Here is a 22286-nt window from a genome sequence, read left to right as displayed (position 1 = left end):
TTATGGAATTTAGTTTGTTTTATTTCTCTGGTGATGGTTCCACAACCAGTCGCGACAAATATCATCTATTGCTAGAAGGGGCAAAATTTGCTGATCGCCATAAATTTGCTGCTGTTTGGATTCCCGAACGTCACTTCGATGCCTTTGGGGGGCTTTATCCCAATCCATCGGTGGCGGGCGCAGCGATCGCGATGATTACCGACCATATCCAAATTCGCTCTGGCAGCGTCGTCATGCCATTGCAAAATCCTTTGCGCGTTGCCGAAGAATGGGCGATGGTAGATAATCTGTCCAAGGGGCGTGTTAGTCTGTCCTTTGCTCCAGGATGGCATCCTAACGATTTTGTGCTTTATCCTGAAAAGTATGCTGCCAAAAAAGAAATTATGTGGCGCGATATTCAAGTATTGCAGCAGCTTTGGCAAGGCGAGGCGATCGCCTTAATCGGTGGCAATGGTAAGCCTGTCAATATTCATACCTTTCCCAGACCCTTGCAAACCAACTTGTCCATCTGGATCACCGCCCTCTCCGACGAAACCTTTCTGGAAGCTGGCAAAATAGGGGCGAATATTCTCACTTCGCCCCTATACCAAAGCCTCGACGAAATCCTGCGAAAAATCACCCTTTATCGTCAAGCCCTAGCGCAACATGGTCACGATCCCCAAAGTGGAAAGGTTGCCATGATGATCCATACATTTATTGATCGCGATATGGATGCCGTGCGGCGCAAGGTGAAACAGCCCTTTAAAAATTATCTCAAAACCCATTTCGATCTAGTAGTCAAGTCCTCTGGTGACCTGCGGTTTTCCATTGATCCTAACACCATGACTCCGCAAGACCTAGACGATCTGCTTGAGTTTAGTTTTGAGACCTATTTTAACGGCAAGGTATTAATGGGAACTCCCGCCTATTGCCAAACCATGATCGACAATCTGCAACAGGCAGGAATCGATGAAATTGCAGCCCTCATTGACTTTGGGGTGGAATTTGATTGGGTGATGGAAAGCCTAGACTTTCTCAAAGACATCAAAAATAGCTACCTATCCCATCCCAACTCCCTTCCCAAATCTCCAATTCTAGTTTAGCGAGCTACCTGATGATGAATGATTTATCCAAACGAATTGCGGCGTTGTCTCCAGAGCAACAGGCTCTATTGAAACGGCGAATGTCCTTAAAACCGAGTCCATTGCCCCTTTCTCAGTCGATTCCCCAGCGCCAAGAGAAGGAGGGCAAAGGTCATCTTGAGGTTTCGTTTGGACAGCAGCGGATGTGGTTTCAGGATCGGTTAAGTCTTAATAGCGCGGTCTCCAATAATATTTCGATCACCTTAAAAATTAAGGGCAATCTGCAAGTCACAGCCTTAGCTCAGAGTCTTCGAGCAATTCTACAACGTCACGAAATCCTCCGTACCACTTACCAAACGATCGCAGGGGAACTAACGCAGATTATTAATCCGATCGATGATTGGCAATTGGCGATCTCCGATTTGCGATCGCTATCAACCGAAGCAAAAGAGAGGGAAGTCGAAAACATTACGCAGTCGCAGGCTTGCCAGCCCTTTAATTTAGAGCGAGATATATTATTGCGGGCAGATCTACTACAACTCAGTACTACCGAATATATGCTGCTATTAACCCTGCATCATATTGCGGTGGATGCTTGGTCGATTGGTATCTTTTTCCGCGAACTGAGCAGGCTTTATGCAGCGCTGTCAGTCGGGAACTCCTCGCCCCTCACTTCCTTACCCATTCAATATGCAGACTTTGCGATCTGGCAGAGACAATACCTGCAAGGGGCAGTACTAGAAAAGGATCTCAGTTATTGGAAACAGCAATTGCTCCATGCTCCCGATCTCTTGTCCTTGCCCAGCGATCGCCCGCGTCCTGCCGTCCAGTCTTTTACTGGTAAAACCCTATCTTTTACTATCCCTATGGATCTCACGGCGGCGCTCAGGGATCTATCACAACAAACGGGCAACACCTTATTTATTACTCTACTAGCGGCGTTGCAAACGTTACTATTTCGGTATAGCGGACAGGAAGATATCTTAATTGGTGCGCCAATCGCCAATCGTCAACAACCCGAACTGGAAAATTTAATCGGTTGTTTCATCAATACCTTGGTGCTGCGTACTGACCTATCGGCAAATCCTAGTTTCCTAACCCTAATGCAGCGCGTACGCGAAACTGTCTTAGGAGCCTTAGCGCATCAAACGCTTCCCTTTGAAAAATTGGTCGATGAATTACAACTGGCAAGAAATTTAAGCTACGCGCCCCTATTTCAAGTCATGCTGGTATTTCAAAACGCCTTTTCGATTGAGAATATCGAACTTCCTAATTTACAGGTTGAGCACGATCGCATCGACAATCACACATCTCAATTTGATTTTACGATTCACCTTGTGGAAGCGAATGGCTTAATCGGAAAGTTAGAGTACAACACCGATCTGTTTGATGAAGCTACGATTACCCGTATGTTGGCGCATTTCCAAACCCTATTAGCGGGAATTATGGCGAACCCCGATCGCTCTCTATCTGCCTTGCCCCTACTGCCCCTAGAAGAGGAACAACAGTTATTGGCATGGAGTCAAGCCCAAACTACTCCAGTTACTAAGGCTTACATTCATCAACTATTTGAGGCTCAGGTGCAGAGGACTCCTGATGCTATAGCGGCGATCGCTGGCGATCGCCAAATCACCTATCAAGAACTCAATCAAAGAGCCAATCAGTTAGCGCGTTATCTCCAGCATCTAGGGGTTAAATCCGAAAGTCTGGTCGGACTTTATGTCGAGCGCTCGATTGATATGCTGGTGGGACTATTCAGTATTCTCAAGGCGGGAGGGGCTTATGTACCAATCGATCCCAACTATCCATCGCAAAGACTGGAATTTATTCTGTCCGATGCCAAAGTTTCCGTATTATTAACCCAGAGAACTTTGATTGAGAAAATACCTCAATTTAATGTGCCTGTAATTTTGATCGATGGTGATTGGGAAAAAATTGCCTCCGCAAGTCGGGATAATTTAGAACTAGGGTCGGTGCAGAGCGATCGTCTTGCCTACATTATCTACACATCGGGCTCGACGGGGCAACCTAAAGGGGTAATGGTGGAACATCATTCTTTAGTCAACTACACGGAAGCGGCGATCGCGGAATATGGTATCAGCGATCGCGATCGTGTGCTGCAATTTGCTTCCATCGGCTTTGATGCGGCTGCCGAAGAGATCTTTCCCTGCCTCTCGACGGGGGCAACTTTGAGCTTGCGATCGGAGGAGATGCTTGGCGCGATCGCCTCATTTCTCCAAACCTGTGCCGACTGGCAGATTTCCGTACTCGATCTCCCTACGGCTTTCTGGCATCAGATGGTGACGGAAATGACCGATCGCCAGCTTGCATTACCTGACACCATCAGGCTAGTGATCCTCGGTGGCGAAAAAGCCCTCAGCGATCGCTTTGCCCTCTGGCAAAAAATAGTCAAACCTCACGTACGTTTAGTCAATAGCTACGGACCGACGGAAGCAACGATCGTTACCACCACCATCGATCTCGCTACCCTCGATCTCGCAGGTCGGGAGATTCCCATTGGGAAGCCTGTTCGCAATGCTCGCACCTATATCCTCGATCCATGCTTGCAGCCCACGCCGATCGGCATTGCTGGCGAATTGTATATCGGTGGCATGGGTTTAGCTAGGGGCTATCTCCATCGTCCCGATCTGACCGATGCGAAGTTTATCCCCGATCGCTTTAGCCCAGCAGGGGCAAGGCTCTACCAAACAGGCGATCGCGCCCGCTATTGGGCTGATGGAACCATTGAATTTCTCGGTCGGTTCGATCGACAGGTAAAAATACGCGGATATCGGATCGAGTTAGGAGAAATTGAAGCATTGCTAGCTCAGCATCCTGAAGTACAGGAAAGTCTGGCGATCGATTGGGAAGATCATACTGGGGATAAACGTCTGATTGCCTATGTCGTCCCGAAGGTGGGCGATCGTCCTACGGCGGCAAGTCTGCGACGCTTTCTGGAAAAGCGCCTACCTAAATATATGATTCCTGCGGGATTCATGTTTCTCTCGGCAATGCCCCTCAACAAAAATGGGAAAGTGGATCGTTCGCAATTACCCGATCCAGAGCTATCACGTCCCGACTTAACTGAAACTTTTATTGCCCCCAGTAACGCAAGAGAATCCCAAATCGCCCAGATATTTGTCGAAATTCTGCAAATCGAACGGATTGGGATTCATGATGACTTTTTTGAGCTAGGCGGACATTCGTTACTCGCAACTAAACTAATCGCCCAGTTATTGAGTATTTTTCCGTCAAATCTCACGATTATCGACCTATTTCAATCGCCTACCGTGGCTGGCTTAGCCGATCGCATTGGGCAAAGTCAGATTGCTTCCCCAGATCTCCTCCAGAGGAGTAAAAAATACCCGATCGGGATTACCGAACTTCAATCGCAGCGTCCGTTAGATTTGCCAATTCCCCTATCGTTTTCGCAGCAATATATTTGGGAAGCCCATCAGTCCAGTAGCACAGGTGCAACCCTCAATAGTTCGATTATTTTACGGATGAAGGAAGCGGTCGATCCTGCGGTGGTGGAACGGAGTTTTAACGAACTCATCCAACGCCATGAAATTCTGCGAACGGTCTTTAAGATCGTTGACAGTCAACCGATGCAGTTCGTTTTACCATCTATGCATTTGCCGCTTGTCTATAGGGATTTGCAACACCTAGCCCCTGCGGAACGCGAATCTGAAGCTTTTAATTTGGCGATCGCGATCGCCGAACCTGCCTTCGACTTAGCGATCGCCCCTTTAATCCGCACGACATTATTTCGTCTCGCACCAGAAGAGCATTGGCTATCGATCTCGATGCACCATCTCATTACCGATGGCGCTTCTTTTAGCCTCCTGCTTCAAGAATTGCATAGCCTCATCCAAGCCTTTTCCCGCGATCTGCCTTCCCCACTTCCCGCTGTGGCTCTGCAATATGCAGATTTTGCTTTCTGGCAGCATCGGGTATACAACGAAGCGGCGATCGCGCAGGAGCTGCAATATTGGCAGCATAAATTAGTGGGCGAATTAGTAAGCGATCGGAATTCCCTACCCCTTGCTCAGCCATTGACCAGTCGCGAGGCAAGGCATTATTTTGCGGAAATACCCACATCCCTAGTAGAAGCGATCGTCGCTTTGAGTCGCTCTTTGGGGGTTACCAGTTTTGCTGTCTTCCTTGCGGGATTGAAACTAACCCTAGCCGCATGGCAAGGACATCAGGAAGTGAGCATCTTGACAACCGTAGGCAATCGTCCCCTACCTGAAACTGAACAGATGCTCGGTTGTTTTATCAATGATGTTATTTTGCGATCGCCAATCCTTCCCGAACAAACAGGCGCGATTTTTATCAAGCAATTACAAACCAATATCAAGGAAGCGATCGAGCATAAAGAAATCCCCCTCAATCGAGTCATCGCCCAAACGCAACAGTTAGGGGCTTTGCGTCCGATCGCAAGTGTGACGATGACTGCCGCCACTCAGGGATTAGAAATGATACCCCATTGGGAAGTGGTGGAAATGCAAGCTAGAAAGCAGTCGTGGGAGGATGTTAAGTCAGAACTGTATATGGAAAATATACCGTTGGAGTTTTATTTGGAAATGTCGAAACCCATGCGCATCATCTTAAATTACAGTACCGAGAAATTTACAGGTGAGATGGTGGCGCAGTTGTTAGCGAACTATCAAAAGGTGCTCTTAAAACTCGTAGATTTCCCTGAAGCAAGTATTTTAAGTTGCTAGGCGTAATTAAATACAAAACCCTGAAACCTGAAGTGTTATGCTGTCCTTGCACTACAGGTTTTGACTCTGGTTTTTAATTAGATGTTAACAAACTTGCCACCCTAAGTCTAATTGTTTGGATTTTTTTCGTGTTTGCGGTAAGGTTTTTAAGTTAAAGATTTAGCGATCACTATTTAAACCACTATCGTATATAGTTAAATTAGTTTAATCTAGGTATATATGGCACGCCCACATAAAGAAAAGCAATTAGCTAGTGCTTGTGCTCATCCTGATCGCTTAGCTTACTCCAAAGGCATGTGCAAGTCCTGCTACAACAAGACAAAATTGACGGCTGAGGCGATCGCTAAGACTAATTCTAGTGAAGCTGCTAAACAGGCTAAAAAGCGATATGAAGATGAAAATAGAGAAGAGCGTAATACTCAGCGCAAGGAATACGCAAAAAACAAAAAACATTGATCTAACCTCTTGTGGATTATTCACAATTGTTAATATTTTGCAAAATATTGGTTTTGTTAAAAATGTCTGTGTTATATGTTTATTGAAATCACATCTTTTAGATATTATTTGTGTCTGAAACTATTCTTACAGATAAAGAAATTGAAGAATTAATAAAGGAGCCAAAGCCTTTGCCGTATGATTGGCGAATGAAAAACCAACCTGTAAGAAATAATGTTGAAATCATTCAAACTGTGCAAGTTGTAGGTAAAAACAATAATATATTTATTTTGAAACTTCGTCAAAACCCTATAAAAAATAATAACTTTTGTTTGACACTTGCATATAAAGAGCCTGATACGGGAAAGCTATTCCATCTAAAAAGATATGATAGTTTTAATGAGCATACAAATAAAATTGAAAAAGAAAGTTTTGAAGGCTTTCATATTCACACTGCAACACAAAGATATCAAGAGTTTGGGTTAAAACGGGAGGATGCTTATGCTCAAATGACAGATAGGTTTAACAATTATGAAAATGCATTAAAATGCCTAATAGAGGATTGTAATTTTATAGTAGCCGTTGATCCACAAATAAGTCTATTTGGAGACAGTTATGGAAGCAATTGATTTGCAAAAGCAATTTGTAGGCAAAATAACTGAGGAGATACGAATTAAACCTCAAGGGAATGATTGTTTTAGAATCTCCACTCCTTTTATGTTTAGTGATGGAGATCATTTTTCTATTGCAATAAAGAAAGAAGGAAAACGATGGATATTTACAGATGAAGGCGATACATTCATGCATCTTAGTATTTTAGGCGTTAAGCCAGATACCTTAATGCATGGAACAAGGCAAAAGATATTGTCTGGTATTCTGGAAGAGTTTTCAATTAAATACCGTTTTGGGGAATTAACACTTGAGATTCAAGAAGAAGACTATGGATCTGCTTTTTATTGTTTTACTCAAGCATTATTGAAAATATCTGATTTAACTTATCTTAATAGAGATACTGTAGCAGCTACTTTTTTAGAGGACTTTAAGGATCTAATAATTGAAGCCATTGACGTTAAAAGATGTGAATTTAACTGGAACAATCCAAGATTAGATAAAGATGCAAAATACACAGTTGATTGTAGAGTCAATAGCATGGAAAAGCCTCTAATGATTTTCGCCGTTCAAAATGAAGATAAAGCTTTAAAATCAATTATTGCTATCAATCAATTGGAAAAATGGAAAGTACCTTTTTTCCCTATTGGCATTTTTAAAAATATGGAAAAGGTTAGTTCAAAGACAATCTCAAAATTTTCAGATGTCTGCAATAAAACATATTCAAATATTGATGATAATGAAAACAGAACAAGAGTTATTGATTATCTAAAAGAATTAACTACCGCTTAACAAGCCTAAATATCTAAGGAGGAATTTTATATAAATGACTAAGTCAAAGCATCAGACGATTATCATAATGAATTAAATAAATTCTCAGAACTCTCAAAAAGATCATTTTCTGTATCTAAATCAGAAATACAGCAAAGCAAGATTGCTTAGGACTGCTTCATGAGAACCATGACCCGACTCACAGCTTCTCGAACAAAGGCTTTGAGAAATTCATCGCGGCGATTTAATTGGAATTGTCGTTGTACCACTTCGGCAATTCCCCCATCACCCCAATCGCGATCGCGACTGAAATACTCAATGAAACTCTTGCCCGCAATGCGCGTGAGATAGGCTGCTGTTACTGATTGAACCGTGGCTTTGAGAACTAGTCCCACGACGGTTACGGAAATTAAGGTGGTAATAATTTGCACTACCCCTTTTACAATTCCCAAACTAACGAGAGTGCGTGTCAGCGAGTTAGCTAATTCTTTACCGCGATCCATATTGATCTCACAACCATAGACCCTCCCAATTTCCACCACCATTTGGGCATTGATCGCAGCCGTGGCGAGTAGATCGACGACGGGTAAGGGCGTAGCGAAAACTACGCCTACCACTAACCATTGGAACTTCTCGACCACCTTTTCGGCTTCCTGCTGTTGCTGTTGGGCGAGGGCTTCGCGGGTTTCCTCGGTGAGCCTCTGCGATCGCAATAGGACATTATCGGCAACTAACTCATCCCCTTCATAACTGAGAATATCGAGAAGGCGCGACAACAGGGGTTGAATTTTGGGTTTGGGCGTGACAACTGCCCCCGAATCGAGGGTAATGGCGGTAGGATTTGCCGCGATCGCGACAATATCTTCTGGGGGAATAAAATCCAAAACCCGCGATCGCAAACTAGTGTGGATAATATCGCGATCGCTGGGGGTGAGGCGATCGATTTTATTGAAGGCGAGAATGGTGCGCTTGCCGATTTCCGTAAGGGCTTTGAGAACTTCATACTCCGATCGGCGTAAATCATCATCGACGACAAAGAGAATGAGATCTGCTTCGGTGGCGATTTGCCGAGCCTCCCTTTCGCGATCGCTCCCTAGGGCACTCGCCTCTAAAATTCCTGGACAATCGGTAATTTGGACGGGGACATCTAAATTTGCAAATCGCACAGGCGCATAGAATTTTCCCAACTGGGTCGTCCCCATAGTCGCGCCAGTCTCACCTCGGCGGTCTTCGCGGCGACGATCGAGATCGCGATCGGCAAGATCGAGCAATCCATTGACTAGGGAAGTTTTGCCTGCGGAGCCGACCCCAAACACGACTACCCGCAACTCTTGACGGATAAAGTTGTTTTTGAGCTGTTCGGTCTGTTCGGATAGCGATCGCCGCCTGACCTCATCTTGAATCCGTTCCACCTGACGCTCTAGTGCTTCCAGACTATCTTGAGCTGCTTCGATCTTGTCCGTCGGGACTTCGGGAAGGGGACGCGGTTTAGAGGGTTCAGCCTGAAATAAGCGTAAATAGCGCCAGACCAAAAAGCCCAATCCTGCCAATAGTCCGATTACCAATAGGACGACAAACCCGCCGAGGATCGGCGAAGTGGTGGCGGCAATTGCTTGATAGATTTGGATCAAGCGATCGAGTAATGGAACGACAAAAGAAATTATTAAGGCTATGCAGCCGATGGTAATTAGCGATCGCCACCAAGAGAATCTATTTTTCATAGCCCTTTTTCATAGCTCTTTTTCATAGTCCTATTTGGCAGATGCTGACAAACGACGCTTGCTCCACCACCTGAAGCCGATTTTCTCTAGCTCGACCCATAGCACTAATAACAGACTAAATCCAAAACACAAACCAAGTTCCGAAGCATTCAGGGCACTCGTTCCGAAAAATTGCCTTAAGCTCGGTACGTAGAGCAGAGCAAGTTGTAAAATCGTGGTAAAAATCACGGAAACTAAGAGGTAGGGGTTAGAGATGGGATTTAACTCGATCAACAACTTGGAATCGGAACGACAGGCGAGGGCGTGCCCCATTTGGGCAATGCAAAGGGTTGTGAAGGTGATAGTTTGCCAATGCTCATGCCATGCGGGATTACCAGAGTTGTAGGCAATTTCCATTAAGGCGATCGTTTGCAATCCGAAGATAACACCAATACGGAGGATATACCAACCCAAACCCCGCGCAAAGATGTTTTCTTGAGGATTAAATGGAGGTCGTTCCATTACATCGTCTTCCGCTGGTTCCACCGCAAGGGCGAGGGCTGGTACCCCATCGGTCACTAGATTCATCCAGAGAATCTGTAGGGGCGTGAGGGGCACGGCTCCAAAGCCAAGAAATGGAGTCGAAGCGATCGCAATGACCTCGCCGACATTACTGCCGAGAATATATTTAATAAAGCGGCGAATATTGGCGTAAACCGTGCGTCCTTCCTCAGTTGCCGCTACGATTGTGGCATAGTTATCATCTAACAAAATCATGTCACTGGCTTCTTTGGAAACATCGGTTCCCGTAATTCCCATGGCTATGCCAATATTTGCTTGCTTCAGGGCTGGGGCATCGTTTACGCCATCACCAGTCATCGCGACTACCTCCCCCGATCGCTGTAAAGCTTGCACGATTCGGAGTTTATGCTCGGGTGAAACTCTCGCATATACGGTAGTTTGCCGCGCGATCGCCGTTAGTTCTTCATCATCCATATGTTCAATTTCGCGACCCGTGAGCACCCTATTGCTATCGGGATAGAAAATATTCAGATCGCGGGCGATCGCCTGAGCCGTCAGTTGATGGTCGCCCGTAATCATAATCGTGTGAATTCCCGCATGTTGACTGATCTGCACAGCTCTGGCGGCTTCCCCACGGAGGGCATCACGAATGCCAACTAAGCCTAACCAAACGAGATTATTTTCGATATTGGGGAGTTCGGTTTCGGTTGGTAAATTCTCTAAAGGAAGATAGGCGAATCCTAAAACGCGCATTCCCTTAGAGGCAAGCAGATTGTTTTGCGTGTTAATGGAGTTGATCTGCGCAATCGAGATGGGATTGCTCTGCTTCTCATTATGTATGCGATCGCAGCGCTCTAGAACTAACTCGGGCGAGCCTTTGCAAAAGAGAATGTAAGCTGTTTGGGGCAGTAAGGCAGCGATCGTACGGATTGATTCGGGGGTATCTTCCGCATCCATACCTTTGATTGCCGCGATCGCACTCATGAGTTTGCGCTCAGAACTAAAGGGAATCTCCGCAACCCTAGCAAAATAGCTCATCAGTTGATCGTGCCGAAAATTGGCTTTGCCTGCCAAGGTTAACAAAGCGCCTTCGGTCGGGTCGCCGATAATTTGCCATTGCGATCTGTCTAGCCCTGTAGGCGAGGGAATTAAGCCGTTCGCGCCTTGATGGTTAGCATTATCTTTCTGTAAATAGGAATCGTTACAAATCACTCCCGCCGTTAATAAAATTTGTAATTCTGGGCATTGATAGATACTCAAATCACTAGCTAGCATATCCCCCGCCAGTCGAGAAATTGCAAATTCTCCGATCGGTTCATAACCAGTGCCCCCAACCTGAGCGACATAGTTCGCCGTGAATGCGCTTTCTGCCACCATTTTGTTTTGGGTGAGCGTACCCGTTTTGTCAGAACAAATCACGGTTACCGAACCGAGGGTTTCCACCGCAGGGAGTTTACGAATGAGCGCGTGGCGCTTGACCATTCTTTGCGTTCCCAAGGCTAAAGTTACCGTAATCACCGCAGGCAGACCTTCAGGCACGGCTGCCACCGCCATACTCAAGGATGTGTTCAATAATTTAACTAAATCACCATGCCGCCACAGTCCAACGCCAATTACGAGAACCACCAGTACCAAAGAAGCAATTACTAGAACCTGCGAAAGCTCTCCCATCCGCTTTTGTAATGGAGTTTCTTCGACTTCCACATCCTGCAACAGATTGGCAATCTTTCCCAATTGCGTCTCCATCCCCGTTGCCACGACGATCATGATGCCTCGCCCCTGCAAGACTTCCGTACCCTGAAATACCATATTGCGCCGATCGCCTAGGGATTCATCGGCATTAAACAAGCGATCGGCAAACTTTTCTACGCCCTGCGATTCCCCCGTGAGCGCTCCTTCTCTAATCTTGAGGCTTACAGCCTGCAATAAGCGCCCATCCGCCGCAATCTGCATTCCCGCATCCACAAATACGATATCGCCGATGACTAATTCTGCTGATGGAAGTTCGGCAATTTTACCCTCCCGCAATACGCGCACGTTGGGAGCTGCCATTAGTTTTAATGCGGCTAGGGCTTCCTCAGCACGACTTTCCTGTACATAGCCCAAAATTCCATTGAGAATGACGATCGCGGCGATCGCGATCGCATCTTTTGGGAAATTCCCTTCTCGCAGATCTAAAAATGCCGAAACGACAGCCACGCCCATCAACATCAGTAACATGATGTTGGTAAACTGATCGATAAAAATGCTGAGTCGGGCTCTTCCTGTTTTACCTTTTAGCTCATTGCGTCCATAGATATTTTGGCGATCGCTAATCTGCCAAGACTCCAGCCCCATTTCGGGATTAGTATCCAACGCGGCGATCGTTTCATCGATTGTCAGCGCGTGCCAAACTTGCTTAGTTGGTATATTTGTTGCCATCGGGGTTGTCAACGCTCTTGCTTCTGAAGTCTCTGTTTAAGCCTATCAGAGTCTATCCTATCTCTAAGCTAAGATGTATTGAGAGATTGTTACGCCTTACAAGCATAGTAAAGCTAGCACCTTACAAATTTTATTCACAGCCTTTATTCACTTTTATTCACAACTTTTATTAACTCTTCTGCGCTATGTCCTACGATACCCCTCGCATTGCCCAAGTCCACCGCAAAACTGGCGAAACCGATGTCACCGTGGCGCTTAATCTGGATGGCACGGGCAAGGGCAATATCAATACTGGTATTCCCTTTCTCGATCACATGCTGCATCAAATTTGTTCCCACGGCTTAATCGATCTTGATATCCAAGCCACTGGTGATTTACATATCGACGATCACCATACGAATGAAGATGTGGGCATTGTATTGGGGCAAGCTCTAGGGCAAGCGTTAGGCGATCGCAAAGGAATTAACCGTTTTGGTCATTTTGTGGCTCCTCTCGATGAGGCTTTGGTGCAGGTTGCCCTTGATTTTTCTGGTCGTCCCTATCTGGTCTATGGCTTAGTGATTCCCAATCAGCGAGTGGGGACTTACGACACTGAGCTAGTCAAAGAGTTTTTTCAAGCCGTAGTCAATCACGCCCAAATGACTCTACATATCAGGCTTTTAGAAAGCGGTAACTCCCACCACATCATCGAAGCAGGTTTTAAAGCCTTTGCACGCGCGATCAAAATGGCGATCGAGGTAGATCCCCGTCGAGCTAGTGTGATTCCTAGTTCTAAGGGCGTTTTATAGGATTTGATCGTTGCGGCACTTTGTGCCGCAACGATCATTATGATTAGGCGATGCTGTTGCGTTTTCGCGATTCCTTATAGGAAGTGGTCACATTGCGCAAACCAGATTTCACCATTTGCTGTTCTAAAATTGCAAAAAAACGACGACGATCGCTACCTGTCACTACCGCTTGATTGTGCGCTTCTGCTAACGCCACAGGGTAGCCATAGCCTTTTTGTACTTGAGAGAGAATAATTTGTAAAGCTTGTGATCGCAGTTCTTGATCTAGCGCTGTCCAAGCGGGCATTTCGATTCTGGCAATCTCCGTGCCCACATGGAGGTAACAGAAATAAATTTGATGTTCGCCATATTCCTGCAAAATTCTGGCATGACTTTTCCATAAAGGACTGCATTCACCGACCTTGAGTAAGCGATTCCATAATGTTCCATCGCGCAAAGGTTGGAGCTGACTGCATGGCGCAGCATCAAGGATCTGTTCGGAACAGTGGATATGGCAATCGGGGCGCTCAAAAGGACAGAGTTCTAATCGTAAAAAGTTAGTAGCTTCAGCAGCGCGAGGGACACTAATATATCCTGCTAGGGGAATCTTCTCAGCCTTGAGGAGATCCCAAGCCTCAAGAATATCGGGCAAAAGTTGCGCTCTTCCTTCAAGGGGGACTTCATCTAGTTCCCAATGGATTAATGCGCCATCGGTGAAGGCAAGGATTGGCAAAGATGGCGATCGCGTTTCGATGGCTAAGTTCGCTAAAGCGACAGTTTCCGCCACGGTGCGCTTGAGGGTCATCCATTCCTCGGTTTGGATTCCCCATTGCCGCGCTTTATATAGATCCTCAGGGCGATAAAAGACTTCGGGTAAGTTGTCCAGTAATGGATAGATCCCAGAGTTATAGTAAATGGCAACTCTACCGATATTAATCAGATAGCAATAGGCGATTTCGTGACGACTAGGGGCAATTTGCGAACCATCCGTAGCGATTACGATATGGGGGGCGGAAATGGGGGCGATCGCTTGAATTGCCTCTAGAGGCTCAACGGGTTCCGCACAATTAAAGGCAAGGCGATCGCGGGACTGTTGGCTGTTTTGACAGAGATGAGCTTGGTTGGCGGCTGCTTGATGAAAGATAGTCTCAGCGCGATCGAGTTTGACCGTCAATTGCTTAGCTTCCTTCTGCAATTGCTCGGACATTCCCTGCATCTGTCCCATTAATTTCTGTACGTCAAGCATAATCTCTTTTTTAAATTTTTAAGACATTCATGAGCCATCCTAAGTACTTCAGCATAATTAAAATCCAGATCTAAAACCTGCGGCGCACGCGCCGCAGGTTTTAGGATTTTCTATTTAATTAAACCCACTTACTTACTTATTATCATGTATTTTCTGCCAGAGCATTGGTGTGAAATAGCTGCGATGTGCTGCATTTCCCACATTCAGTAAAAAACTGTAAACCACTCTTTCGGATCTTTTGGCGATCGCCACAGGACGGACAAATATTTTTGATCGCCGTATTTTTGCTGCAATCATTACATTTAAAGAAGTAACTGTGAACTAACGTGATGGATTCATTGTGTATTAATTTATATCCAATTTACCAAATATTTGTGCATCAAGTTTTCGACTGAATACATCAATCAAACTTTCAATAGAGACTTCTCTTACACAAATATTATCAGTTTTATCGGGTTCTTCAATAATTCTTGTTTCACCTCTAGTGATAATCCAAACTTCCCGTTTTTCTGGATTAATAAAGGTTTTTGTGAAATCTTTACCGCTTGATCTTGTCTCATGAATTGTAATAGAAGATGCCGATCTTAACTGCTTTTTATAATTAAAGATCTGTTGGTCTTTATGAGGTCTATATGGATTTCTTAATGTACAGTCATAAATCACGGAAAGATTTCCTGATTTGAATACTCCATCCGCTGTTCCTGAAGAGGTATTTCTATTGTATTTATAGATTTTATTGATGCCAATAAGACGTAATAAAGTGAATACTAAATCTTCAAATTCCAATGGATTTGAAACAATCTCAATTCTATCTAGTAAGTTGATGATTTTATCTTTTACTAACTTTGTAGAAGATAGAGTAGATGGGAATTGAGCTGATTTGGCATCAATCAATTTTATATTTTTGGCTACTTTTGTGAAGTTCTGATTTTTAGCATTACTCCAGTACTGTATTGCAAAATCAACTCTAATGCCATCTATGAATTTAGGTAATAAATTCTGATTGAATGATTGACCACAGAAATCTATAAATTTATGTAATGTTTGTTCCTTGAAAGAATTGCGAAAAAAGATAATAGGATCTGTTTGGTTTAGCCAGTTCTTATCTGGTTGGATCGTGCCCCAAAAAGTTTGCTTGATTGGGTCTACATTAATAAATTTAATAACTCCTGACATTCTAGATTTGATTTTCCTTGCTATTAACTGAATATCTCCATTTCGTTTAGTCCAATGCGCTGGATGAAACTGAACTATATCCCCTACAGCCAAATCAGAAAACAAACCATCAGTAACATCATTTGCCCAAAAGCCTATTTCGTGATTAATCAGTCTGTCTATGTTGACATCAGGTAAGATAAAACCGCATGGATTATTTCGCGTTGTTACGAGATTTTTGATTTTTCCAGTACAACTCATTTTATTAAATTCGCCCATGTAAAACTATTAGATACTCCCGTGATTGAAGTCTACAAATAATCTAAAAATATTTTCTTTACACAAAATTACTAAGTAGGTAAGTACAAGTAAACCGAAGATCGGAAGATAAATTTTTTCAGTTGCTAGCAGCTTATTGCCGTAGTTTTACTAGACAATAATGTTAACTTTTCTTTGGTATTTCTACCTACTAACAATAAAAAATAGTGGATGCGCGAGGCGCATCCACTATTTTAGTAATCGTTATTCTTTGACGGCAGCGGCGGCGCGTGCAGCGGCGGCTTCATCGGGATGAATGCCAAGACGGGTTAGGTTAAAGCGTCCGCGATTATCAACTTCGCGGATTTTAATCAAGACCTCATCGCCAACAGCAACTTCATCTTCGACCTTGCCCACACGACCTTCGGCAAGTTGCGAAATATGTACCATTCCTTCCTTTCCTGGAAGGAACTCCACAAATGCGCCAATGGGAATGATGCGCGTCACTTTACCGAGATATACATCGCCCGAACCGACTCGTCGAGTCATGTTTTCGATGATGCGTTTGGCTTTGAGCGCGCCATCTCCATTCATCGAAGAAATCATTACCGTGCCATCATCTTCAATATCAATCTTGGCTCCAGTTTCCTCCGTAATTCCCTTGATGTTTTTACCGCCAGGTCCAATGATCATGCCAATTTGTTCGGGATCGATCCGAATTGTCAATAACCTTGGTGCATAAGGAGAGAGTTGAGGTCTTGGCTCAGATAGCAATTCCAACATCTTGCCCATGATGTGAGCGCGACCAGTTTTGGCTTGCATGATGGCTGAACGTACGGTTTCCATGGAGATGCTGGTGATCTTCATGTCCATTTGCAGTGCGGTAATGCCTGAGTCCGTACCTGCCACCTTGAAGTCCATATCGCCAAGGAAATCTTCAATACCTTGGATATCGGTGAGGATGCGAACTTCATCTCCTTCCTTAATTAGCCCCATTGCTACACCACTTACGGGCTTAGAAATCGGTACGCCTGCATCCATGAGGGCTAAGGTAGAACCGCAAACGGAACCCATTGAAGTAGAACCATTGGAGGACAATACCTCAGAGACTACCCGTAGGATATATGGGAATTTATCCTTAGGAGGTAAAACAGGTAACAAAGCGCGTTCGGCTAAGGCTCCATGTCCAATTTCGCGACGACCAGGCGATCGCATTGGTTTGGCTTCACCAACGGAATAGGGTGGGAAGTTGTAGTGATGCATGTACCGCTTCTTCGCGTCAGGATGCAGATCGTCTAGCTCTTGAGCATCTCCAGGCGTACCCAGAGTAGCGATTGAGAGCACCTGAGTTAAGCCACGATTAAATAAGCCACTACCATGAACGCGAGGAATTACACTCACCTCTGTCCAGATGGGACGTACTTCATCGAGCTTGCGCCCATCGATGCGGACATTCTGCTCGATGACTTGCAGGCGCATCAGCTTCTTGGTGAGTTCCTTGTAGGTGGCGCTAATTACCTTCTTGTCGGCAACCAATTTAACGGGATCTTCATCGGGTAAAGCAGCGATCGCTTCTAACAGATCGGCTTTAATCGCATCGAGGGCAGCATCGCGGACATTACGATCTTTTTCGCAGCTAGCGACAACTTGAGCGACTTTATCTTTGACAGTATCGGCAATAAAGTTTTCCAAGGTAGGATCGGTAACGGGCTCAGTGAGGTCTGGGGGCGCGATTCCTAATTCTTGAATTAACTCAAGCTGAAATTTGATCAGTTCTTGCACCGCTTCATAGCCAAAGTCGATCGCTTCGATCATGTCTGCTTCAGGCAGTTGATTAGAGCCCGCTTCTACCATGATGATGCCTTCGGCAGTACCCGCGACGACAAGATCGAGATCGCCAGCTTCAACTTCAGCATAGGTAGGATTGATAATGAATTCATCACCAACCAAACCAACGCGCACTCCTGCCATGGGTCCCATGAAGGGGAGCCCCGCAACCATAGCGGCGATCGATGCACCAGTAACGGCTAAAACATCGGGAGGTACTTTTTCGTCGATCGCCATCGTGGTGGCGACAATTTGCACATCATCACGCAACCAATTAGGAAATAAAGGACGCATAGGGCGATCGATCAGGCGGCAAATCAGCGTTGCCTTTTCAGGAGGTCTACCTTCACGACGCAAGAAACCACCAGGAATACGTCCTGCTGCGTACAGGCGCTCTTCATAATCAACAAGCAGAGGCACAAAATCAACTCCATCGCGAGCAGGACCTCTGGTCGCTGTCACTAATATTGCAGTATCCCCGCACTGGACTAATACTGAGCCTCCAGCTTGAGGTGCAAATGTGCCAATTCTTAATTTAATTTCCCTGCCATAAAAAGGGATAATTTTTGTTACGGCATCCATCTATAATCTACTTCCGTTTTGACTTTTTTCTCGTTATATATCTGGCAATGTTAGCATTGATGTAGTAAGGTCTGCTGTTTATTGGATGCGAGCGGGGCAAAAAAGGAAATATACGCTGCGGAAACACCTCTAAATCTTCATTATTGGCGATCGCATGTTAAAAATTAAGAAATTTAAATCCTGTCAAGCTATTTTGATTATTACAATGAGTTCAAGAATCTAAGCTCAGAATTTTAAGCTCAGAATTTTAAGCTCAGAATTTTGCTTGGATTTGATACCCCATATCCGAATTACAGTGCTAGGTAGGAATTATGTTTAAGACTGTTTTATTTCCTTTAAACAGAAGTCAAGAAACCCGCCAAGCTGTAGATATAGCGATCGAGCTAATTCAAAAGTATCAGGCGGAGCTATATGTGCTATCAGTGATGGAACCTGATGGCGATCGCCAATCATCACAGGAGCTGATTCAAGAGGTTCAATCCTATTTTTCGGCGGTGGACATTCCTGTAAAGACTAAAATTGCTGAAGGTAAAGCAGCCTTTGTAATATGTGATTTTGCGGATGAAATTAATGCCGATCTAATTATCATGGGCTCGCGAGGGGTTAGCCTAGCGGAGGAACATCCCGATGATAGCGTGAGCCAAAAAGTGATTAATCTCTCACCCTGTCCCGTATTAGTCGTTCCTTAGAACAAGAATTTCCTGTTATACCAATTCCCAAAATGGCAACGCCATTTTGGGAATCTCAAAACCTTACTGTGTTTGGTGTTTAATTCACAAAAGTGTTGTCACACTTTCGTGAATTGGTATTATAGCTATAGTCCAAACGCAATAGAGAGTTGGGGCGCTTCGCGCCCCAACTCTCTATTGCGTTTGATGTCCTGACAAAACGTCAGTTTGGGTTATACCAATTTCCAAAAGTGTGGCTACACTTTTGGAAATTGGTATAACCCAAACTCAGTAAGGTTTTTAAAACCACAAAATGGCTACGCCATTTTGTGGTTTGGTATTAGGCTAGGCGATGGAGTATTTGATGTATTGCCATCGCTGTCCAGTCAATATCAGCTTCATTGTTAGATTTCCCAAGGGTCAATCGGATACTATTTCGAGATTCTATGGGTGAATATCCCATTTCCAATAGGATCGGACTCGGTTCGCTCTTACCGCTACTACATGCAGAGCCAGAACTGATCGCTATACCCGCAAAATTCATTTCGCGGACAAGGCGGCGACCATCGATATGTTGATGACAAAAGCTAAGGTGATGGGGTAGCCTATCATTTCCCCGCATACCCGTAGGGATTAGTTCGGGAATATCTGCTAATAGATTATAAAGGCGATCGCGTAGGTTTGCCAAACGCCGAGACTCGGCAATTAGTTCCCCCTCGGCAAGTTCGGCAGCTAAACCCAGTCCTGCGATCGCGGCAACAGCCTGTGTTCCTGAACGGTAACCTCGTTCTTGTCCGCCGCCTTGGATGAGGGGAATCAGCGATCGCTCATTTGTAATGAGAGGTGCAATGAGCGGATTGATATAAAGCGCTCCAATCCCCTGCGTTCCATAAAATTTATGCGCTGAAAGTGAGAGCAGATCGATGGGTAAAACTTGGACGTTGATCGGTATCTTCCCGATCGCTTGGACGGCATCGGTATGGAATAGTACATTGGCATGACGACAGATTTGCCCTAATTTCTCAATTGGTTGGATCGTGCCTACTTCATTTTGGGCAGTAATAATTGAGACGAGGACGGTATTAGGACGGAGCGATCGGGCAAGCTCCGCAGGATCTACTTGACCTTGGCGGTTGACAGATAATCGGGTAATTTCCCAGCCATGTCGTTCTAGGTAGTGAGCTGGTAGACTTACGGCTGAATGCTCGACCGACGAGATGATCATGTGCTGTGGGGTACAGTACTGCCGCGCGATACCCACGATCGCCATGTTATCCGACTCAGTACCGCCAGATGTGAAGATGATGCCTTCGGGATCGGCATTAATCAAGCTTGCCACCTGCAAACGAGCCCGCTCGATCGCCATCGTCGAACGTTCCCCCCACCAATGCAGGCTGGAGGGATTGCCCCATTGCGATCGCATTACCGATGCCATTAGGTCGATGACTTCGGGACGGGCAGGGGTTGTAGCACCATGATCTAGGTATATTTGCATAAAACAATTTTAACTGTTATGGCGATAGTCAGTTTCATAGAGTCGTTGTTCTAAGTAGCTAAGCGCAATTAAATATAAAGCCCAAAAAACATTGACGTACGCGCAGCGTACGTCAATGTTTTTTGATCTGGATTTTTTAGCTATAGCTGTCGCCAATTGTAATAGGACATAAACCCTAAGAATTGACTGGCGGCGCGAAGCGCCGCCAGTCAATTCTTAGGGTTTGGTTTGCCCTAAGTCAAGTGACTGTAGCTATACTTTTAAATTATTAAGAAAGGGCAAATAGTTTAAAGGCATTATTTGTCGTTTGCTCAGCCAAAGCCTCTAGTTCCATAGTGCGAATTTTTGCCAAGCTTTCGGCTACATGTAACACATAGGCAGGTTCGTTACGCTTACCCCGTTTAGGCACAGGTGCGAGAAATGGGCAATCCGTTTCCACCAATAGGCGATCGCTCGGTACGATCTTTGCCGACTCGTGCAAATCAACCGCATTTTTAAAACTGACCACGCCGCTAAAGCTGATATACATCCCTAAATCCACAAACCACTGCGTTTCTTCAGGATTCCCCGCCCAGCAATGCATTACGCCACGGATCGGCTCATGGGGAGCTTCCGCATTGATTTCTTGCAAAACTTCACGGGTAACCACGGAGGCTTCGCGAGAGTGAATAATCACTGGCAGGGATAGCGATCGCGCAGTACGAAGCTGGGATTTAAAAGCTTCAACCTGAGCGGTTTGCCGATCGGACTTAAAAAAATCTAATCCAGTTTCGCCAATGGCTACTACTCTGGGATCGCTAATAGCTAAGGACTTAATGCGATCCCCAATCTCAGGCTCCCACCCCAACTCATTTAAACTTTTATCAAGGGGATGTAAACCCACGGCAAAACTCACCTCAGGAAATCGATCGGCGATCGCCTGAATTTGTAAAAACTCATTAGGACTCACGCAGGAATGTACGAGTCGGGTTATTCCATTGCGCTGCCAGCGATCGCGTACTGCCTCAAGATCGGACTGAAAGTCTTTGAAGTTGATATGCACATGAGTATCTACTAGCTGCATAGAATAAAAACCTAGAAATAAAACCCTAGAAAACCCAAAACATTAAAATTTGTAATCCATACATGTAATACATAAAGTATTACATGTATGTCATAAAAGTAATCGATAAAGCAGCGAGAAAATTAAAAACATCCCCTAAGTAATATTAATTTTCTCGCTCCCAATAATCACTTCAGCCATCTGATATTCTTGCGATCTCAAATTTATTGTCAGACATCAAAAGTAAATCAAAGTTTAAAGTGATATTTCAGACCGTATAAATTTAAGAACATCAAACAGAGGCTTATATTTGAGGATATCTAGTTATTCCTCGTTATCTTCGGATTGATCGTTGTGCAACTGGATTAGATGAATATGCTTGTAGCCAAGCTTAATTTCAAACTCATCACCTTCGTTTAAACCCATCGATCTTGTATAGGTAGAACCGATCACAATTTGACCATTTTTATGGACGCTAACCCGAAACGTAGGTTCGCGACCACGACCATCTTTATTCTGTTCAGGATTAATCGCAAATCCCCTAGCAGCAAGTACTGCCTCATAAAATTCTGTCAAATTAACACGATCCACCCCATCTTTACCGCGAGTGAAATACCCGCATTTTTTAGCTTGCTCACGCTTGGGCAGGTTGTTTAGCTCTTTTGCTTTTTGAAGAAGCGCCTTTCCTGTTAAAGGAGAAGTTACAGTATCTATCATAGGATTATCAGAAATTTCAGGATTTCAAAATTTAAAATTTCTCTCTAGGGAATAGGAGAAATTTGCAAGTCTTGAGATTTTAACCTACATGGAATTGCTTTCTTATTGTCGTACATTTTTAAACATATTGAACATAGTTTTCAATAAGATTTAAAAAATATTTTAAAACATACTAGTAAATTTTAAAAATGTACATTAAATAATACAAAACAATTCAGATAATTTATGGAAACACGAAAAAGTGGTATCTCGATAATGTCTTTTTCTTGGGGATAATTGTTAC

Annotated in this window: 16 protein-coding genes; 7 read left to right on the top strand and 9 right to left on the bottom strand. The window is 44.6% G+C overall.

From position 1 onward, the window contains the following. Positions 1–2: 2 nt before the first annotated feature. From AC805_RS07095 to AC805_RS07075, 5 genes are all read left to right on the top strand, one after another. Positions 3–1082 carry an LLM class flavin-dependent oxidoreductase gene (locus AC805_RS07095; protein WP_055074768.1) on the top strand — a complete coding sequence of 360 codons (1080 nt, stop codon included), beginning with the start codon at positions 3–5 and terminating at the stop codon, positions 1080–1082. Positions 1083–1093: 11 nt separating this feature from the next. Then, positions 1094–5788 (top strand): non-ribosomal peptide synthetase, encoded by a 4695-nt coding sequence (locus AC805_RS07090; protein WP_055074767.1) that lies wholly within the window; start codon positions 1094–1096, stop codon positions 5786–5788. A 219-nt stretch (positions 5789–6007) separates the two neighbouring features. Further along, on the top strand, positions 6008–6244 hold the full coding sequence (locus AC805_RS07085; RefSeq protein WP_055074766.1) for a hypothetical protein: 237 nt from the start codon (positions 6008–6010) through the stop codon (positions 6242–6244). A gap of 110 nt (positions 6245–6354) precedes the next feature. Next, a complete protein-coding gene (locus AC805_RS07080; RefSeq protein WP_055074765.1) occupies positions 6355–6852 on the top strand; it encodes a DUF6978 family protein in 498 nt (165 codons plus the stop codon). Continuing rightward, positions 6839–7624: a DUF1828 domain-containing protein gene (locus tag AC805_RS07075; RefSeq protein ID WP_055074764.1), complete on the top strand. Its 786-nt coding sequence runs from the start codon at positions 6839–6841 to the stop codon at positions 7622–7624. Before AC805_RS07080 ends, AC805_RS07075 begins: the two co-directional genes overlap by 14 nt. Positions 7625–7770: 146 nt before the next feature. Here AC805_RS07075 and AC805_RS07070 read toward each other — a convergent pair whose 3' ends face one another. Beyond that, positions 7771–9324 carry a YcjF family protein gene (locus AC805_RS07070; RefSeq protein WP_055074763.1) on the bottom strand — a complete coding sequence of 518 codons (1554 nt, stop codon included), beginning with the start codon at positions 9322–9324 and terminating at the stop codon, positions 7771–7773. Positions 9325–9354: 30 nt separating this feature from the next. After that, the gene (locus AC805_RS07065) at positions 9355–12246 is read right to left on the bottom strand and encodes a cation-translocating P-type ATPase (protein ID WP_055074762.1); all 2892 of its coding nucleotides are present in this window, start codon (positions 12244–12246) and stop codon (positions 9355–9357) included. Between the two features lie 185 nt (positions 12247–12431). On the opposite strand from AC805_RS07065, the gene hisB reads away from it, so the two are divergent. Further along, complete coding sequence (gene hisB, locus AC805_RS07060) at positions 12432–13034, top strand: imidazoleglycerol-phosphate dehydratase HisB (RefSeq protein ID WP_055074761.1); 603 nt, start codon at positions 12432–12434, stop codon at positions 13032–13034. 43 nt (positions 13035–13077) lie between these two features. Here the strand turns inward: hisB and AC805_RS07055 are convergent, their stop codons facing one another. The 4 genes from AC805_RS07055 to pnp all read right to left on the bottom strand — a co-directional run bounded on the left by AC805_RS07055 (position 13078) and on the right by pnp (position 18081). Beyond that, positions 13078–14259: a DNA double-strand break repair nuclease NurA gene (locus AC805_RS07055; protein WP_055074760.1), complete on the bottom strand. Its 1182-nt coding sequence runs from the start codon at positions 14257–14259 to the stop codon at positions 13078–13080. 132 nt (positions 14260–14391) lie between these two features. Beyond that, the gene (locus AC805_RS25470) at positions 14392–14556 is read right to left on the bottom strand and encodes a hypothetical protein (RefSeq protein ID WP_156341334.1); all 165 of its coding nucleotides are present in this window, start codon (positions 14554–14556) and stop codon (positions 14392–14394) included. A 48-nt stretch (positions 14557–14604) separates the two neighbouring features. Beyond that, entirely contained in the window at positions 14605–15675 is a 1071-nt protein-coding gene (locus AC805_RS07050) for a hypothetical protein (RefSeq protein WP_197278661.1), read from the bottom strand. Between the two features lie 261 nt (positions 15676–15936). Further along, positions 15937–18081 carry a polyribonucleotide nucleotidyltransferase gene (gene pnp, locus AC805_RS07045; protein ID WP_055074758.1) on the bottom strand — a complete coding sequence of 715 codons (2145 nt, stop codon included), beginning with the start codon at positions 18079–18081 and terminating at the stop codon, positions 15937–15939. A gap of 311 nt (positions 18082–18392) precedes the next feature. Here pnp and AC805_RS07040 point away from each other — a divergent pair, with 311 nt between their 5' ends. Beyond that, entirely contained in the window at positions 18393–18770 is a 378-nt protein-coding gene (locus tag AC805_RS07040; protein ID WP_055074757.1) for a universal stress protein, read from the top strand. A gap of 319 nt (positions 18771–19089) precedes the next feature. On the opposite strand, the gene AC805_RS07035 is transcribed toward AC805_RS07040, so the two are convergent. The 3 genes from AC805_RS07035 to AC805_RS07025 all read right to left on the bottom strand — a co-directional run bounded on the left by AC805_RS07035 (position 19090) and on the right by AC805_RS07025 (position 22003). Then, positions 19090–20244: a cysteine desulfurase family protein gene (locus AC805_RS07035; RefSeq protein WP_055074756.1), complete on the bottom strand. Its 1155-nt coding sequence runs from the start codon at positions 20242–20244 to the stop codon at positions 19090–19092. 268 nt (positions 20245–20512) lie between these two features. Next, positions 20513–21307 carry a TatD family hydrolase gene (locus AC805_RS07030; protein ID WP_055074755.1) on the bottom strand — a complete coding sequence of 265 codons (795 nt, stop codon included), beginning with the start codon at positions 21305–21307 and terminating at the stop codon, positions 20513–20515. Between the two features lie 303 nt (positions 21308–21610). Further along, positions 21611–22003, bottom strand: a complete 393-nt coding sequence (locus tag AC805_RS07025) for an AbrB family transcriptional regulator (RefSeq protein ID WP_009628607.1) — start codon at positions 22001–22003, stop codon at positions 21611–21613. Positions 22004–22286 lie beyond the last annotated feature (283 nt).

The sequence above is a fragment of the Pseudanabaena sp. 'Roaring Creek' genome (assembly GCF_001402795.1).
Lineage (GTDB): Bacteria > Cyanobacteriota > Cyanobacteriia > Pseudanabaenales > Pseudanabaenaceae > Pseudanabaena.
This window is presented reverse-complemented; position numbering and strand designations above follow the sequence as displayed.